The sequence below is a fragment of the Candidatus Saccharimonadia bacterium genome (assembly GCA_035544015.1).
Classification (GTDB): Bacteria; Patescibacteriota; Saccharimonadia; order UBA4664; family UBA4664; genus UBA5169.
In genome coordinates, this window is the sequence record DATKIP010000093.1 from 41,093 (window position 1) to 55,129 (window position 14,037).

A 14,037-nucleotide genomic window follows, 5' to 3' on the forward strand; every position below is an offset into this window, starting at 1 on the left:
AGGCTCCTTAGCGCGCAGTCGATACCGAGCTATAGCTCGTTACCCAGTCGTAAATCTGCTTCGAGGTGTCGGCCATTTTTTGGCTTACCATTGCGTCATCGCCTTGCATCATCACGCACAGCAAATACGGCCGCTTCGGCACATAAAAAATACCACAATCACTATGCACATTGGCCGGGTTAAATACCCCAATCTTGTGGGCTACCGTCACGTCCTTGGGGGTATATTTCGTGATCCGGCCAGTGAACGCAGTTTTTGACATCAGCGCCAAAATCGCCTGCGAACTATCGGGTTTGAGGTAGCACGACAAATACAAGCACTTCAGGATCGAAGAATACCCCCGCGAGCTAATCACCGCGTCGCCGGTCTTCGTGGTGTCGTGGTCGATGTCGAGCGCCGGGAGCGATTGCTCGTTGGCCGCCAGCATGCCCCGCGTCAGGCGGTTAATCAGCCGCGCGGCCGTATTGTCGGATTGCGTGAGGGCCAAGTTGGCCGCCTCTTGCAGCGTCAGCGAGCCGCCCGCACCCTTTTTGTACAAATCGCCAAACGAGGCATCAAGGTCATCGGCGGTTAGCTGCGCCGTGTCGCCCAGATGAATCCGGCCCAGCTCGACCGCGTGATACAGATCCATCACGAGCGGCAGCTTCACGAGCGACGCCGCGATCAGCTCGCTTTCACCATTAATACGGATCGTCGTGCCCGTCGGCAAGTACTCAAAATAAAAACTAAACGGCTCCGTCTCGGTCCCAAATCGCTCGCGCAGCGCCGCCCGCAGCGAGGTGAAATTGATGATGGTGTCGTTGGGATTATCGGCAAACACCCGCCGCGCGAGCAGAGGATGCTGCGCCGATTCGCTCACCGTCTGAGCATTGTTCACCCCCACCATCGCCGCCCAGGCATACCCCAGGCCCAATATCGACAGCCCCACAACCCCCAGTAGCACATAACGTCGGTATTTCATGTCATCCCATGATAGCCCATTCGAGAGCCTCAATCCAGATGGTAGCCTTGAAAAACCCCGCCCTCTCGTGTATTATTTGCCAGTACCTTTTCCGATCAAGCATAATGAAACTCGGTCGTGGCGAGATAGCTCAGTTGGTAGAGCAGTGGCCTGAAGAGCCTCGTGTCCTCGGTTCGAGTCCGAGTCTCGCCACCATATATATGCGGGTGTAGCTCAGTTGATAGAGCGCCTCCTTGCCAAGGAGGAGGTCCAGGGTTTGAGTCCCTGTACCCGCACCAAAAGAAACACACCTTCCGCCGAAGGTGTGTTTCTTTGTGTATCACCCTATGGGGATGAACTTTCTTCTCGCAGTGAGGCACGTTCTCGCGGCTTCATTCTGCTACTATAAAACGCATGACCCAAGCAGAAATCATCCTCAAAACCCAAGCCTTTTTGAAAGACAAATTTAGCACCGAAAGTTCCGGCCATGATTACTGGCACATGTACCGTACTTGGAAGGTTGCCAAGCACATTGCCGCGAGTGAGCCGGATGCGGACATGGTTACTGTTGAGCTGGCTGCCCTCCTGCACGATATTGCCGACTGGAAATTCCATGATGGTGACGAAGAAGCTGGCCCGCGAGCAGCGCGGAAGTGGCTCGAGAGCTTGGAGGTGAGCAATGATATCATCGAGCACGTTCAAGACATTATCCGCAATGTATCGTTTAAAGGCGCAAATGTTGAGACGAAGCTTAATACAATTGAAGGCAAAATTGTCCATGATGCCGACAAGCTTGATGCCATTGGCGCAATCGGCATCGGCCGGACGTTTGCGTATGGCGGTGCGAAAGGTCGACCCATGCATGATCCAAACCAAGCTGCGGAACAACATAACACGTTCGAGGCTTACAAAAACAGCAATAGTCCAACCATTAATCATTTTTACGAAAAGCTCCTCCTCCTGAAAGATCGCATGTTTACCAAAACCGGCAAAGAACTGGCCAGGCACCGTCATGAAGTTATGGAGCAATTCTTGAAGGAGTTTCTCGAAGAATGGGAAGGCAAGGGCTGAACTCTGGTCCATTGGGCTCTATTATCCAATTTTGCTATGATGAAATGCAGCAATAGGAGGGTGGGCCATGAGAAAATTAATTGTCCAAGAATTTATCACCTTAGATGGCATCATGCAGGCACCGGGCGGACCCGACGAAGACACAGCCAGCGGTTTCAAATACGGCGGCTGGACCGCACCGTATTTTCGCGAAGCCGACGATGCGGCCGGCGAGTTCATGGCGGAATGGATGCGGTCGACCGATATTCTGCTGGGCCGAAAGACGTATGATATCTTTGCTGCCTACTGGCCCAAACACGCCGATATGTGGCCCGGAATCAATGACGTTACGAAATACGTTATGAGCACTACTAAGACCAAGTCAGACTGGCAAAACACCGTGTTTCTGAAGAGCGTCGATGATCTCAAGCAGTTGAAGACTGGCGAAGGCTCTGATATCAAAGTCCACGGGAGCGGCAACCTGGCCCAGACGCTATTCAAGCATGATTTGGTCGATGAGCTGCATCTCATAACATACCCGATCACGCTCGGTACGGGCAAGCACTTGTTTGATAAGGGCGCGATTGCCGCGGCCTTCACGCTGATGGACAGCCACGTGGCACCCAACGGCGTAATTTTCGCGAGCTACAGGCGCGCGGGTGAAGTTAAGACAGGTATTGTCGGAGCTTGAGGGGGACTATAAATCGTATATGAGTATATAAAGCCAAAGTCCCAAGGCGGACCCATAGACCGAATATTATGGCAAAATTAATATACCTGATGACGACGTCGCTAGACGGCTATGCCGATAAAAATGGCAATTTTGATTGGGCGATGCCCAGTGAAGAAGTCCGCGCTTTCGTAAATGAGATTGTCCGGCTACAAAAGGTCTGGTGACATAAAAACCGGTTCATTTGTCTAAGACGCGAGTCTAAAGTTTGTAGTGTGATGGTCTACGATCAACAACCCTGTTAAAATAGGGTTTATGAAGAACGCATCCATGCGTACGCTCCGCATCATTTTTGCCCTCGGTCTGCTGACCGTACTGGCCCTGCCCAACGGCAGGACCTCTATATTCGCGGCTCACGAAAGCGTGGCAGAACACGATGACGACGGTGCTGAACATGCCGCAAATGACCTCGCAAGCACGCCAATCAGCGAGATTGAGCTCAGAACCGCGCAAAACAAGGGGCAAGTTATACGCGAGACGGGGGTTGAGCCAGGTGCGGCTAGGTCCACAAAGGTGGGCGCCAGCGAGCCTACCTTTTCCGCCGCGGCTGTGAGCGCAGATCCCGGGCAATCCGGGCAATGGAGTTCGGTGTTTGGAACGGAAGTTATGCCGGTGTTTGAGGCAGTATTACCCAACGGCAAGGTCTTGATGTGGGACTCAGTCGGCGACAACGCCGCCGAGACGTATCCGGATCAGAGTTTTACGCGGGCGATGGTCTGGGACCCAACCAACAACTCGTTTAGGCGCGTGGATCTTCAAGGCTACAATATTTTCTGCGCCGGTTTCGCCCATCTCCCGAACGGCAATGTGCTCGTCGCCGGTGGCAACGCCAATCAGGCCCTAGCCGGCATCGTGCAAACCCACATCTTCGATTGGCAAACCGAGACCTGGACTCGTGGTGCCGACATGGCAAGCGGACGCTGGTATCCGTCGGTGGCGACAATGGCCAACGGCGAACACGTGATTGTCGGTGGTGGACCAGCAATCGCCGAGGTTTACCAAACGAACGGAGCGATACGGGCCCTCACAGGCTTTACCAATGCGACCTACGGCGGCCGCGCCTATCCGTTTATGATGTCCCGGCCAGACACCCAGCTCGGTCTCTTTGGGCCCTACGACGCCATCTATACCCTCATTACTTCCGGAAACGGAGCCATCACGGGCACGGGCGCCCGCGACGGCAAGTTTCGCGACTACGGAAGTTTCGCGACCTACGACATCGGCAAATCACTCGTAGTAGGCGGCGGCAAGCTGACGGAGGGCGGGGTCGCGAATGTCCCCACAAAGACCGCCGTTGTCGTAAACAGCAATGCCGGACTTGTGCCGACCACTACCGCTACCGGTTCTATGTCGACCGGACGACGGCAGTTCAACGCCACCGTGCTCGCCGACGGTTCGGTATTGGCGACTGGCGGCCTCACCAGTGGCGCGCCTAATGTTGACTTGAATCACGCCATCACATCGGCCGAACGCTGGGACCCCGCGACGGGTGCTTGGAAAGTGCTCGCTAGCGCCAGTCGCATTCGGCAATACCACTCGACCGCGGCTCTGCTGCCCGACGGCCGAGTCATGACGGGCGGGGGAGGTATCTGCGGCCCGTGTATGGACGTCGGCTATCTCGAAAAGAACATTGAATACTTCACGCCGCCGTATCTGTACAAGAAAGACGGAAGCGGCCAACTCGCACCACGACCGGTGATCCAGACGGCACCAACAGCTATCGGCGTTAACACCAACTTCTCCGTCTCATTCAGCGGGGCTACAAGCATCCAGAAGGTTGGACTCATCGGGCTAAGTGACGTCACTCACGACGTAAATCAAGGACAGCGGTATGTGCCACTGAGGTTCCAGGTCTCGGGCACAACCTTAACCGTCACCGGTCCACCAAACAGTGGAGTAGCCCCTCCGGGGTATTACCTGCTCTTTATCACCGATTCTGCCGGCGTTCCATCAGTTGCGAAGATCCTCCAAGTTGCTGGGGGACCAACGCCATTGATGAGTCCCGTGAAGAACACCGGGGCCGGACGCTGTGTCGACATCCCCGCTTCGGCTCTTGCGATCCGCACCTACACTCAGACATACGCCTGCAACAACACGAAAGCGCAAGCACTGACCCGGCTGCCGAATGACAACACGCTGCGCGTACTTGGCAACTGCATCGACATTCCGGGGTCCAACTTTGTTTCCGGTCAGAAGATTTGGACATACACCTGCAACGGCACCAGCGCGCAAGCCTGGCAATTCGGCGCCGACGGCACGATACGGCCTATCGCAAAAACTACGCTGTGCCTTGCCACCGCCTCGACCGCCAATAATGCCGCCATATCGGTCGCCACGTGTAACGGCAGCACCCTCCAGAAGTGGACCTGGTAGGCTCGTCTCGCTATTGAGTTTTGGTGAGGTACTCGTGCAGAGCCTTGCCCACACTCAATGCTGAAGCGGGATTTTGGCCGGTTATCAGGTTTTTGTCGACCTCAATATTTTCTTGCCATAGCGGGTGCTTGGTGTATTTGGCTCCGCGTGCCACGAGCGCGCTTTCTAGCAAAAATGGCATTACCTTATCGAGATTGATGGCGCGCTCTTCGTCGTCGCTGAAGGCCGCCAGGTTTTTGTCTTTCACCAAAAAGCTGCCGTCACTCAACTTTACATTAACCAGTCCGGCGGGCCCGTGACAAACAGCCGCCACCCCTTTGCCGTCCTCAAACATTTTTGACGTTATGTGCTGGAGCGCGAGATTATCCGCAAAGTCCCACATCGTGCCATGACCGCCCACGTAGTAAATCGCCGCGTAGGTGTCCGGGTCAATATCCGCTGGCCGCAAGGTGTCAGCCAGCTTGCTCTGCAATTCGTCGTCTTCCATGAGTTGTTTTTGGAGCGGATCAGCCTCATCGTACCCATCGGCTCGAACAGCCCCACCGAGCGGGCTCACAAAATCAATTGCATACCCGTTGCCTCTCAAAAAAGCGTAGGGCTCGCCCATTTCGCTAAAGTGAAAGCCAGTTTTGCGGCCTGTCGAACCAAGCTCGGTGTGGCTCGTAACGACAAAGAGTAGTTTTTTCATGATCATCCCGCTTTCATTTACTGCTCAAAATAATATATCATTGCGAGTATACAAATAATAAGTACACACTTTTATGTGGTATAGTACCCATATGGATACCATCAAAAAAGATCACCTCCAACAGTGCCCCATAGAAGCAGTCATGAGCGTTTTGGGGGGCAAATGGAAAGTGGTCGTTATCGATCAGCTTCTGAGCAATAGCGTAATGAGATTTAGCGAACTTCGGCGAGCAATGCCGGGCGTGACCCAGAAGATGCTTACTCAGCAGTTGCGGGAGCTCGAACAATCTGGAATTGTTGAGCGCAAAATATACCCGGTAGTTCCGCCAAAAGTAGAGTATCGTCTGACCACAAAAGGCAAAACCCTAGAGGATTTGTTGGTATTAATGAAGCAGTGGGGGGTGGATTTTATCAATTCTGATCGGGCAGTAGAACCTCTGGCGATGATACAATCAAAAAATGCCTGATACCCCCTCCAGAGTTAATGCATTCACGGCCAACGGCCGCAATGGCAATCCGGCCGGGGTAGTGTTGGGCGCTGATGCGCTCGATGAGCGGCAAATGCTAGCGGTAGCTTCCGGGCTGGGACTGTCCGAAACGGCGTTTGTCAGCCAGAGCGATCGCGCCACCCGTAAGGTTCGATTTTTTACACCCACCACTGAGGTCGACCTTTGCGGCCACGCGACGATAGCCACGTGGTCTCTGCTTCACAAACTAGGTGAACTCTCGGTGGGCACATACACGCAAGAAACCAAGGCCGGCTTGCTGAAAGTGGAGATTCAAAATGAGGGGCTGGTCTTCATGGAGCAAACGAGGGCCGCATTTTTCGACAAAGTCGAACCCCCCGAGGTTGCGGGCATGCTGGGGATAAAAGCCAGCGATTTCCACGCGTCGCTCCATCCCCAAATCGTTTCCACTGGCATCAGAGATTTGCTGGTACCGCTGATCGACAAATCGGTTCTGGCGCGGCTCCGTCCCAACCTTGACGCCATCGCTGATTTTAGTCGGCGGCATGACATTAGCGGCTTTCATGTATTCGCGCTTTTGGAAAACGAGCAATCCTTAGCCAGCGCCCGCAACTTCGCTCCCGCCGACGGCATTCCCGAAGAGTGCGCCACCGGTACATCCAACGGAGCGTTGCTTTGCTATCTGAAGAACGAGCGTACATTGCCCCAGCGGGAAATATACCGCGTCGAACAAGGCGAGGCGATGGGCCGCCTATCCTACATTTACGGTACATTCAAAGACGAGATCGTCTGGATCGGCGGGCAGGCGGAAATCATAGATCGGCCGGGCCTATGACAAATTCGCCCTTAGCCCTGCAGCTCGTCGGCCCCACCGATCCACTGCTCAACCAAGTCGCCCAAAAAGTTACCCGCGATGAGATTAATGCTGATGGTATCCAGGCCGTCATTGCTGGAATGCTGAAATTGTCCGCCGGCAAAGGACACACCAAAGCAGACTCTCGCCAAATGGTGGGACTTGCCGCCGTACAGGTAGGCGTGGATAAGCGAATCATCTCAATTGATCTGGCGGCGGATGGTTCGAACAAGCAGCAGGACCTTTTGATAGTCATCAACCCTACCATTGCCATCCGTTCTGCGGCCACGATGCCGGGCCGTGAAGGCTGTTGGTCGTGCGGCGATATTTGCGGGAACGTAGAGCGTGCGAAGGAGGTTACACTTGAGGGCTTAGATCGGCACGGGAAACCTCTCAGGCTTCACCTTGTCGATTTCGCCGCTCGGATCGCCCAGCACGAGACCGACCATCTTGACGGTATTCGCTTCCCGGATCGCATCCCCAAGGACCATCCAGAGCGTCTTCACCTCGTCCGTCCAGCTGAATTTGAAGCATACCGACAGAACTGGCAAAATTGGCCCGTTGTATGTCCGCGCGAGACATGGGAGTCGATGAAAGCTGGAATGTAGCCAATATCAGTTGCTTCTCAGCTTGAGACAATTAGTATAGTAAGCACATGAACACAACTACTACCCCCGAAGCCCCTACCAAATCCGCTGACCGGCCCGCTCTGCCGCCGCACCAGCCGCATAGCGAACAATTCTACACCGAACTCATCCGCATCATCGCCGGGCTGTTCGTGGGGCTCATTGCGCTTATGACCTTCTTGCTCACCGTTGGTTTTCAGCACCCGCACAGCGGGTTTTCGTGGGCGCTCTACGCGTCGATCATCACGCTGGCGCTCAATCTCGTGGCGTACGTGGCCGGACATTACTTCCGGACCCAATGCGGCTTGCAGCGCCGGGCCTTTGACGCCGCCGCCGATGAGGGCCAAGATCTGGCCGCTCGCAAGCGCACCTGGGAACAGGCTCGCAAGCGCCTCAAGGTCGTGCGCGCCCTGCAGCAAGTGCTGTTCATTGCTGCAGTCGTCGCCATGACCTGCCTGGCGCTCGCCACGGCCAACTTCTTCTTTACCATCGCGCCGCCCGCACCTTCGGCTGCGCCCGTCCAGTAGCGCTTTGCAGCCCCGCGCGCTTTAGCTTTGCGCCGCCACCGAGTATAATCAAGCGGTTACCACGATTGCGGCACCTTGGCGGAGTGGTTACGCAGCGGTCTGCAAAACCGCGTACACCGGTTCAATTCCGGTAGGTGCCTCCAGGTATTATAGTTCGACATTCCGCGACAATTATTGTAGAGTAGTGAGCGCGCCCAATCTGGGCCGTGTTCCATCATGGCCTGCCGCCAGCACCACCGAGCCCCGAGGGAGGGGACGAGAATGTCGGTCTTGATCAAGCTCGATGCCCCACCCACCGTGCCGCGCGATCTCCTGGCGCACCTCGCCGGACGGCTCCTCCATAAGCTGGTCGAAGGTCTCGATCATAGCCCCCTCGGGCCCTCAGAGTCGCCGGTACGGCAGCTGCCGTACCGAAAGCTCCTGCAAGCCATCGGCTTCGAGCTCGGACGCCAGCGCTTCAACGCCGACCGTCGCAACCCGGACCGCCCCTATCTTCGCTACCTAGATTATGTCAAGGAGCCTTCGGAGCTAAGCTCGGCCGAATTCGGCCACGAGGTAATCGAGGCGCTTAGGATAGCAGGGGAGCAAAAGCTCACCCTCTCGACGAGCGGCGCGATCCGGGTGCGGGAGACGGAGATCATCGATGACCGCTGGTTCCGCGACCACCCCAAGCTCGTGCGATTTGCCGACCGCGCCATCACCCTCTCGGTCACGAACAATTTTCTCCCGGAACCGCTCTTGCGGTTCATCGAGAACAGCCGGGCGAGGGTGATTGTCACCGATATACCGTCGCTAGGGCTGCGGGGAGCGGGCTTCTGGCTCAGCCCCAACGCTAAACCGTCAACCGAGTTCCTTGACCCGCCGTTCGGTTACGTACGCGTCAGCCTCGCCGACCGTGAGGTTGACGATGTGGTCGACGTCATCATAGAGCAGCTGGAAAACTGGCCCTGGTTCCAGCGGCAACTTGCTCTAGCCCAATTCTGACACCCTCAATCTAGGGCCACCCGGCCCGCAGAGCTAGGCTCGTACCGCGCTCTGCGGGCCTTCTCTGTGTCAATTTCAACTGCTATCATTACTCCAGTCACCCTGGGCGGGTGGTGGAATGGTATACACGGAGGACTTAAAATTCTCTGCCGCAAGGATTGTGGGTTCGACTCCCACCCCGCCTACCAGTAATTATCGCTCGATTGATCGTAAAAACGCCGTAAACTCCGAACTGGCCATCAGCTGGTCGTACTGATCCCTGGCCCAATACGAGTAATCCGCGCCGGCCACCGCGGCGCCATACTCATCCCACCGCAGCCAGGCATAATCTCCGACCTCTTCCGGATTCGGAGCTGGCTGCCCGTCCGTACGCGCCACAAACACTGGGCAAATCTCGTTTTCAATAATCCCGTTAAACGGAGGAGTCATGTAGCGATAATCCGGCAGCATCACGCGGATATCACTCACTGCCAGCCCCAGCTCGTACTCCGCTCGCCGCCGGATCGCGTCCTCGAAGCCTTCGCCCGGCGCCGGGTGGCCGCACACACTGTTGGTCCACACGCCGGGCCACACCTTTTTGCTCGCCGCGCGCTGTGTCACCAAAAATCGCCCGGTCTCGTCAAACACGTAGCACGAAAACGCCCGGTGCAGCGGCGTGTGCGCGTGGTGCGAAGCCAGCTTGGGGGCCGTGCCGATCTCCCGGCCGCGCTCGTCTACGAGGACAATCATTTCCATGTTGGTCATCATAGCAGACGCCAAAAACCAAACGACCCGCGTTTCGCTCATGCAAAACACGGGTAGATAATGCGCCTAGAGCGCGTGGGGGCGGCCGAATCAGTGCTTCGAGCTCGCCCCCGGTGGAGGGATTATTGGGTTACGCCGACGCGACGACGGACAGCCGCGGCTCGTGGGCGAGAAACTCGCGCAGTTGCCGCTCGATCTGCTCGCTGATCGAGTGCTTGGCGCACGTCACCACGACCTGGTCCGTCTCCGAGACGTATCGCACCCAGACCAGTTCCGCCACCTCTCCCTCCAGACAGAGGGCCAGATCCGGCAGGGTGAGCAGGTTGAAGTGAACGCGGGAGGGCAGCATCTGCAAGCGGACACCCCCACGGTCGGGAGTCACAATCGGCATGAAGCCGATCTCGGCCACCACATGCAGGTACAGCTCTCGACCGTACCCGAATTCCCGTTGCCGCCTCACGCGCTCCAGCTGGCGATGCCGGTACCGCCAGCTGCCGATTTCGTAACAACCAGCGAGCACGAGTAACACGAGTAAAGCGATGACCCAGTGTGGCATGACGACCTCCGCGTCTCGAGCCGACAGAACATGAACAAGGTACACTATAACATAGATATAATATATTTCAAGTCTTCCCACCTAGCGTCGCCTACCCACAACTATCCAAAAATAAGGCGGTTTTGAGCCGTATTATTTGTTACGAGTGATCGTCCACTTTCGAGCGCGTCAATGAGAAGATACCCCAGCACTGTCATTCGACCGTAGTTCAGAGAGGACAATGCATGAGACGCACTCTAGCTCGGCTAGGAGTGATGCTGGCCCTGGTTCTGCTCGCGGCGGGATGCGGCGCCCCAGCGCCCGACACCGCCTCCGTGCGAAACGACCAGCAAGGCGCCCTGATCAACCTGGCTTTGGCCGCCGGCTATAAAATCGCAGGCATACCGTCGTATGAAGTAATGCGGTGGACGACGTATGTCTGGATACCCGACTGCAAAGCGAAAATCACGATCGACGGCAACACCGCACCGGCAGCGGAGAATCCAACGTCGTTTACGGTGAACAGCATTGGTGGAGTTCCGCTCATCGTGAGCAATCCCGGAACCGACACCACCAACCTATCGGCCGCCGCTCTCAAGTCCATCGACGGGATGCGCCAGAGGCTCGGATGCACCCGGTAAGACAGTGACAGTGAACCCCGCGGCGCCGGTGCGGGCCGCGGGGTTCACATCCCAGTGGCAATTATTGCTCAAAAACCAAAACACCCGCGTTTCGCTCATGCAAAACACGGGTATACTACGCTCAGAGCGCATGGGGGCGGCCGAATCAGTTCTTCGAGCTCGCCCCCGGTAGGAATTGAATGCAGCTCGGCCTAGCCCAGCTGCACCTCGTACCGAGCCTCTTCCCCCACGTTCGCTGTCAGGAAGTTCGCAACGTCGTTGCAGAGGGTCGGCGTGAAGCACGTTACGATCACCAACCCGACCCTCCGAACATACTGCACCCGCACCGCTTCGCTGTCTGTGCCCTCCAGGCGGAAGGTGAATGGCGGAAGGAAGCGCAGCTGCGCGGTGCGGGAGCTGTCCACGAGCTCGAGTCGCCGGCCCGGGCCGGACGCCGACTCGGCGCTGCTGAACTGAGCCCCGAGCACGAACAGAATCTCGGTATACAGCTGCAAGTCGGCGGCTTCCTCGAGCCGGTCCTGGCCGAACCTTCGCAGTGCGACGCAGCGGATGCGAGTCCAGATCAGCAGGGCTGCGACTGCCACGCCGCAGGCTATCAACCAAGCGTAGCCGGGGAGAGCAAACATTTTGACCTCCAGAGGAGAGAGTACGGACGAGACCAAACTATTATAGCATTAAAACTAAAAAATTCAAGACCGCAAACGCCGCGCTCGCCGCACCAGCGCCCACAGCCCCACCCCCAGCAACAACAACACCGTGCCGCCCACAATCACAAACGTCACCCGCGGCATGAGCAGCATCCACCGCGACACCTCCTCGGTGCGGCCGAGATATTTCACCGTCGCCGTCACCTTATACAGACCAATCGGCGCCGGTGCCGGCAGCGCCAGGTCAAAGCGCCGCGTCGTGCCGGGCAGCACCTCGCCTTTGAGTGGCACCGCCTTGCCCGCATCAGCGCCAAACGGGCCCGTCAGCCGCGCGGTGCCCTCGGCCAAAAAGTGCAGGTTGCCGTCGTTGTGCAGCCGCAGCGCGCCCCGCACCGGCCCCACCGATTGCAGCCGCGCCACCTCCAGGGGCATCACGCTCCCGTCTTGGCGCACTTCGCCCCGCACGTTCACATAAAACAGCGTGCCGATGCGCTCAATCCGTGACACAAACGCCCCGCCGCTGCCCGCCGGCGGAATCGTCTCCACAAACACCGCCGCATAATGCCCGCCGATCGCCGCCGTCCGCGGTACGTTCACCGTGTAATCGAAGGTTTGCTCCACCCGCGCCTTCACCGTGAAGCTCCCGGCGGGCAGACTAAACCACGACACTGGTGACACATCCGCCGCCTTGCCGCTGCTGTCAAAATTCCCCACGTAGGTCTCACCGGTCACGCGATAATCCGTGGCGTACACGCGGTAATTCACATCCGTCGCGCCATCGTTGATCACGGTAATGTGCCCGCGGTACGTGCCACCCGGATCCAGCGCCACCTCCTGGCTCGTCGGCGACACCCCGATGCCCTGCACCGCACCCCAAGCCCCGGCCGGCCACCCCGCAACCAAAAACAGCCCTAACGCTAGCCCAAATCGCCGCACAAGCTTAATTCGTCGTAATAGTATACGTAACGGTGGTAGAATACGTCCCAATCGGCTGACTGCTGCTTACCCGCGCACTATACCACACGGTCGACGACGCCGAGCCCGTGCTCGCGGTGGTCTTGATCGTAAACGGCGACGCATTGGTGGGGATCCCCGCGTAGGTCAGCGAGCTCGGCGCCGCACTCGAAATCGTAGTGGTCGGCCCGGCGCCAAATCCGCCCAAGCTGTCGATGCGCCAGCCCCAATGGTTGTTGGTGAGCGTGGCCGGCGACCCTGGTGTGCCCGCGCCGGTCGCAATCGTATTGGCGCCGCTCACCATGTCGGTCACGCTGGCGCTCGTCTCTTTGAGCGTCACCGTAAACCCAGCCGTATCATTGGTGTCGGCGGTCACCGTGTCGCTCGCCGCCGACTGCTTGCCGGTCGAATCCGGCGTGATCGCTCCCAGCGTCACCGTCGGCCCCGAAGAATACGAAATAATCACCGGATTCACGGTGAGGTTGAGCGTGGTATCGGTGGTTTGCGTGTCGGCACTCACCGCAAACGGCAGCGTCACCGCCGCCAAATTTATTCCCAGAATTCCGAGCGCTAGAGTTTTGTTTCGGCTAAGCTTAAGCATTACCCCAACAATAGGGCAAATCCTTTACCAAAGTCAAATAAAGCCCCCATATCGCCCCTCCGCAAAGCGCACAACATTTGCTATACTATAGTCAACAAACCAAAGGGTACCGCATGAACACAACGATCATTATATTAATTGTAGCCGCAGTGTTGGCTGGGGCACTCATTGCGGTCTACAACGGGCTCATCCGCTCGCGCGTCCGCGTCGACGAGGCCTGGAGCGACATCACCGTCCAGCTCAAGCGCCGCTACGACCTCATTCCCAACCTCGTTAACACCGTCAAGGGCTACGCCGAGCACGAGTCCAAAGTGTTCACGCAGGTCACCGAGGCTCGCACCCAGGCCATGAACGCCACCGGCCTCACCCAAAAAGCCGAAGCCGAAAACATGCTCGAAGGCGCCCTCAAGAGTCTGTTTGCCGTCTCTGAAGCCTACCCCGACCTCAAGGCCAACCAGGGCTTTCAGCAGCTCCAAGGCGAACTCGTAGACACTGAGGACAAAATCCAGGCTTCGCGCCGCTTCTACAACGGCTCAGTGCGCGATTACAACATCAAATTGCAAGTCTTTCCCACCAGTCTGCTCGCCGGCATGCTCGGGTTTACTCACCGCGACTTCTTTGAGGTCGAGAACCAGGCCGAAGTCGAGAAGGCCGTCGAAGTTAAATTCTAATCAGAGG

18 protein-coding genes and 4 tRNA genes are annotated in these 14,037 nt (G+C 57.3%); 15 read left to right on the forward strand and 7 right to left on the reverse strand.

The features are described 5' to 3' along the window. Positions 1-7: 7 nt before the first annotated feature. Complete coding sequence (locus VMT30_06555; protein ID HVQ44598.1) at positions 8-961, reverse strand: serine hydrolase; 954 nt, start codon at positions 959-961, stop codon at positions 8-10. Between the two features lie 119 nt (positions 962-1,080). Between VMT30_06555 and VMT30_06560 the strand changes: the two genes are divergently transcribed. From VMT30_06560 to VMT30_06585, 6 genes are all read left to right on the forward strand, one after another. After that, positions 1,081-1,156: transfer RNA gene (locus tag VMT30_06560), tRNA-Phe, on the forward strand. A gap of 7 nt (positions 1,157-1,163) precedes the next feature. Beyond that, positions 1,164-1,239: transfer RNA gene (locus VMT30_06565), tRNA-Gly, on the forward strand. 115 nt (positions 1,240-1,354) lie between these two features. After that, complete coding sequence (locus VMT30_06570; GenBank protein ID HVQ44599.1) at positions 1,355-2,011, forward strand: HD domain-containing protein; 657 nt, start codon at positions 1,355-1,357, stop codon at positions 2,009-2,011. Between the two features lie 67 nt (positions 2,012-2,078). After that, positions 2,079-2,681 carry a dihydrofolate reductase family protein gene (locus VMT30_06575; GenBank protein ID HVQ44600.1) on the forward strand — a complete coding sequence of 201 codons (603 nt, stop codon included), beginning with the start codon at positions 2,079-2,081 and terminating at the stop codon, positions 2,679-2,681. 68 nt (positions 2,682-2,749) lie between these two features. Beyond that, entirely contained in the window at positions 2,750-2,887 is a 138-nt protein-coding gene (locus VMT30_06580) for a hypothetical protein (protein HVQ44601.1), read from the forward strand. An 88-nt stretch (positions 2,888-2,975) separates the two neighbouring features. Then, complete coding sequence (locus tag VMT30_06585) at positions 2,976-5,093, forward strand: galactose oxidase-like domain-containing protein (GenBank protein HVQ44602.1); 2,118 nt, start codon at positions 2,976-2,978, stop codon at positions 5,091-5,093. Between the two features lie 10 nt (positions 5,094-5,103). Here VMT30_06585 and VMT30_06590 read toward each other — a convergent pair whose 3' ends face one another. Then, positions 5,104-5,781 carry a type 1 glutamine amidotransferase domain-containing protein gene (locus tag VMT30_06590; protein ID HVQ44603.1) on the reverse strand — a complete coding sequence of 226 codons (678 nt, stop codon included), beginning with the start codon at positions 5,779-5,781 and terminating at the stop codon, positions 5,104-5,106. Positions 5,782-5,872: 91 nt separating this feature from the next. Here VMT30_06590 and VMT30_06595 point away from each other — a divergent pair, with 91 nt between their 5' ends. From VMT30_06595 to VMT30_06625, 7 genes are all read left to right on the forward strand, one after another. Then, positions 5,873-6,247 carry a helix-turn-helix domain-containing protein gene (locus tag VMT30_06595; protein ID HVQ44604.1) on the forward strand — a complete coding sequence of 125 codons (375 nt, stop codon included), beginning with the start codon at positions 5,873-5,875 and terminating at the stop codon, positions 6,245-6,247. After that, positions 6,240-7,082 carry a PhzF family phenazine biosynthesis protein gene (locus VMT30_06600; GenBank protein ID HVQ44605.1) on the forward strand — a complete coding sequence of 281 codons (843 nt, stop codon included), beginning with the start codon at positions 6,240-6,242 and terminating at the stop codon, positions 7,080-7,082. Before VMT30_06595 ends, VMT30_06600 begins: the two co-directional genes overlap by 8 nt. Next, positions 7,079-7,708 carry a peptide deformylase gene (locus VMT30_06605; protein HVQ44606.1) on the forward strand — a complete coding sequence of 210 codons (630 nt, stop codon included), beginning with the start codon at positions 7,079-7,081 and terminating at the stop codon, positions 7,706-7,708. Before VMT30_06600 ends, VMT30_06605 begins: the two co-directional genes overlap by 4 nt. Positions 7,709-7,755: 47 nt before the next feature. Further along, positions 7,756-8,253 carry a hypothetical protein gene (locus VMT30_06610; GenBank protein ID HVQ44607.1) on the forward strand — a complete coding sequence of 166 codons (498 nt, stop codon included), beginning with the start codon at positions 7,756-7,758 and terminating at the stop codon, positions 8,251-8,253. Positions 8,254-8,322: 69 nt separating this feature from the next. Further along, positions 8,323-8,396, forward strand: a tRNA-Cys gene (locus tag VMT30_06615). Positions 8,397-8,514: 118 nt separating this feature from the next. Then, the gene (locus VMT30_06620) at positions 8,515-9,237 is read left to right on the forward strand and encodes a hypothetical protein (protein ID HVQ44608.1); all 723 of its coding nucleotides are present in this window, start codon (positions 8,515-8,517) and stop codon (positions 9,235-9,237) included. Positions 9,238-9,341: 104 nt separating this feature from the next. Beyond that, positions 9,342-9,425: transfer RNA gene (locus VMT30_06625), tRNA-Leu, on the forward strand. A gap of 4 nt (positions 9,426-9,429) precedes the next feature. Here the strand turns inward: VMT30_06625 and idi are convergent. Further along, the gene (gene idi, locus VMT30_06630; protein HVQ44609.1) at positions 9,430-9,972 is read right to left on the reverse strand and encodes an isopentenyl-diphosphate Delta-isomerase; all 543 of its coding nucleotides are present in this window, start codon (positions 9,970-9,972) and stop codon (positions 9,430-9,432) included. 139 nt (positions 9,973-10,111) lie between these two features. Continuing rightward, a complete protein-coding gene (locus tag VMT30_06635) occupies positions 10,112-10,537 on the reverse strand; it encodes a hypothetical protein (GenBank protein ID HVQ44610.1) in 426 nt (141 codons plus the stop codon). 224 nt (positions 10,538-10,761) lie between these two features. On the opposite strand from VMT30_06635, the gene VMT30_06640 reads away from it, so the two are divergent. Next, the gene (locus VMT30_06640) at positions 10,762-11,157 is read left to right on the forward strand and encodes a hypothetical protein (GenBank protein HVQ44611.1); all 396 of its coding nucleotides are present in this window, start codon (positions 10,762-10,764) and stop codon (positions 11,155-11,157) included. A gap of 191 nt (positions 11,158-11,348) precedes the next feature. Here the strand turns inward: VMT30_06640 and VMT30_06645 are convergent, their stop codons facing one another. The 3 genes from VMT30_06645 to VMT30_06655 form a co-directional block, all read right to left on the reverse strand. Then, positions 11,349-11,783 carry a hypothetical protein gene (locus VMT30_06645; protein HVQ44612.1) on the reverse strand — a complete coding sequence of 145 codons (435 nt, stop codon included), beginning with the start codon at positions 11,781-11,783 and terminating at the stop codon, positions 11,349-11,351. Between the two features lie 63 nt (positions 11,784-11,846). After that, entirely contained in the window at positions 11,847-12,740 is an 894-nt protein-coding gene (locus tag VMT30_06650; GenBank protein ID HVQ44613.1) for a hypothetical protein, read from the reverse strand. A 4-nt stretch (positions 12,741-12,744) separates the two neighbouring features. Next, complete coding sequence (locus VMT30_06655; protein HVQ44614.1) at positions 12,745-13,359, reverse strand: hypothetical protein; 615 nt, start codon at positions 13,357-13,359, stop codon at positions 12,745-12,747. A 113-nt stretch (positions 13,360-13,472) separates the two neighbouring features. Here VMT30_06655 and VMT30_06660 point away from each other — a divergent pair, with 113 nt between their 5' ends. Continuing rightward, positions 13,473-14,030 (forward strand): LemA family protein, encoded by a 558-nt coding sequence (locus VMT30_06660; GenBank protein ID HVQ44615.1) that lies wholly within the window; start codon positions 13,473-13,475, stop codon positions 14,028-14,030. The last annotated feature ends 7 nt before the right edge of the window (positions 14,031-14,037 follow it).

Excerpts from the sequence above, each read along its gene's own strand:
- VMT30_06555 (HVQ44598.1), bottom strand. The coding sequence starts at position 961 with ATGAAATACCGACGTTATGTGCTACTGGGGGTTGTGGGGCTGTCGATA.
- VMT30_06570 (HVQ44599.1), top strand. The coding sequence starts at position 1,355 with ATGACCCAAGCAGAAATCATCCTCAAAACCCAAGCCTTTTTGAAAGAC.
- VMT30_06575 (HVQ44600.1), top strand. The coding sequence starts at position 2,079 with ATGAGAAAATTAATTGTCCAAGAATTTATCACCTTAGATGGCATCATG.
- VMT30_06580 (HVQ44601.1), top strand. The coding sequence starts at position 2,750 with ATGGCAAAATTAATATACCTGATGACGACGTCGCTAGACGGCTATGCC.
- VMT30_06585 (HVQ44602.1), top strand. The coding sequence starts at position 2,976 with ATGAAGAACGCATCCATGCGTACGCTCCGCATCATTTTTGCCCTCGGT.
- VMT30_06590 (HVQ44603.1), bottom strand. The coding sequence starts at position 5,781 with ATGAAAAAACTACTCTTTGTCGTTACGAGCCACACCGAGCTTGGTTCG.
- VMT30_06595 (HVQ44604.1), top strand. The coding sequence starts at position 5,873 with ATGGATACCATCAAAAAAGATCACCTCCAACAGTGCCCCATAGAAGCA.
- VMT30_06600 (HVQ44605.1), top strand. The coding sequence starts at position 6,240 with ATGCCTGATACCCCCTCCAGAGTTAATGCATTCACGGCCAACGGCCGC.
- VMT30_06605 (HVQ44606.1), top strand. The coding sequence starts at position 7,079 with ATGACAAATTCGCCCTTAGCCCTGCAGCTCGTCGGCCCCACCGATCCA.
- VMT30_06610 (HVQ44607.1), top strand. The coding sequence starts at position 7,756 with ATGAACACAACTACTACCCCCGAAGCCCCTACCAAATCCGCTGACCGG.
- VMT30_06620 (HVQ44608.1), top strand. The coding sequence starts at position 8,515 with ATGTCGGTCTTGATCAAGCTCGATGCCCCACCCACCGTGCCGCGCGAT.
- idi (HVQ44609.1), bottom strand. The coding sequence starts at position 9,972 with ATGGAAATGATTGTCCTCGTAGACGAGCGCGGCCGGGAGATCGGCACG.
- VMT30_06635 (HVQ44610.1), bottom strand. The coding sequence starts at position 10,537 with ATGCCACACTGGGTCATCGCTTTACTCGTGTTACTCGTGCTCGCTGGT.
- VMT30_06640 (HVQ44611.1), top strand. The coding sequence starts at position 10,762 with ATGAGACGCACTCTAGCTCGGCTAGGAGTGATGCTGGCCCTGGTTCTG.
- VMT30_06645 (HVQ44612.1), bottom strand. The coding sequence starts at position 11,783 with ATGTTTGCTCTCCCCGGCTACGCTTGGTTGATAGCCTGCGGCGTGGCA.
- VMT30_06655 (HVQ44614.1), bottom strand. The coding sequence starts at position 13,359 with ATGCTTAAGCTTAGCCGAAACAAAACTCTAGCGCTCGGAATTCTGGGA.
- VMT30_06660 (HVQ44615.1), top strand. The coding sequence starts at position 13,473 with ATGAACACAACGATCATTATATTAATTGTAGCCGCAGTGTTGGCTGGG.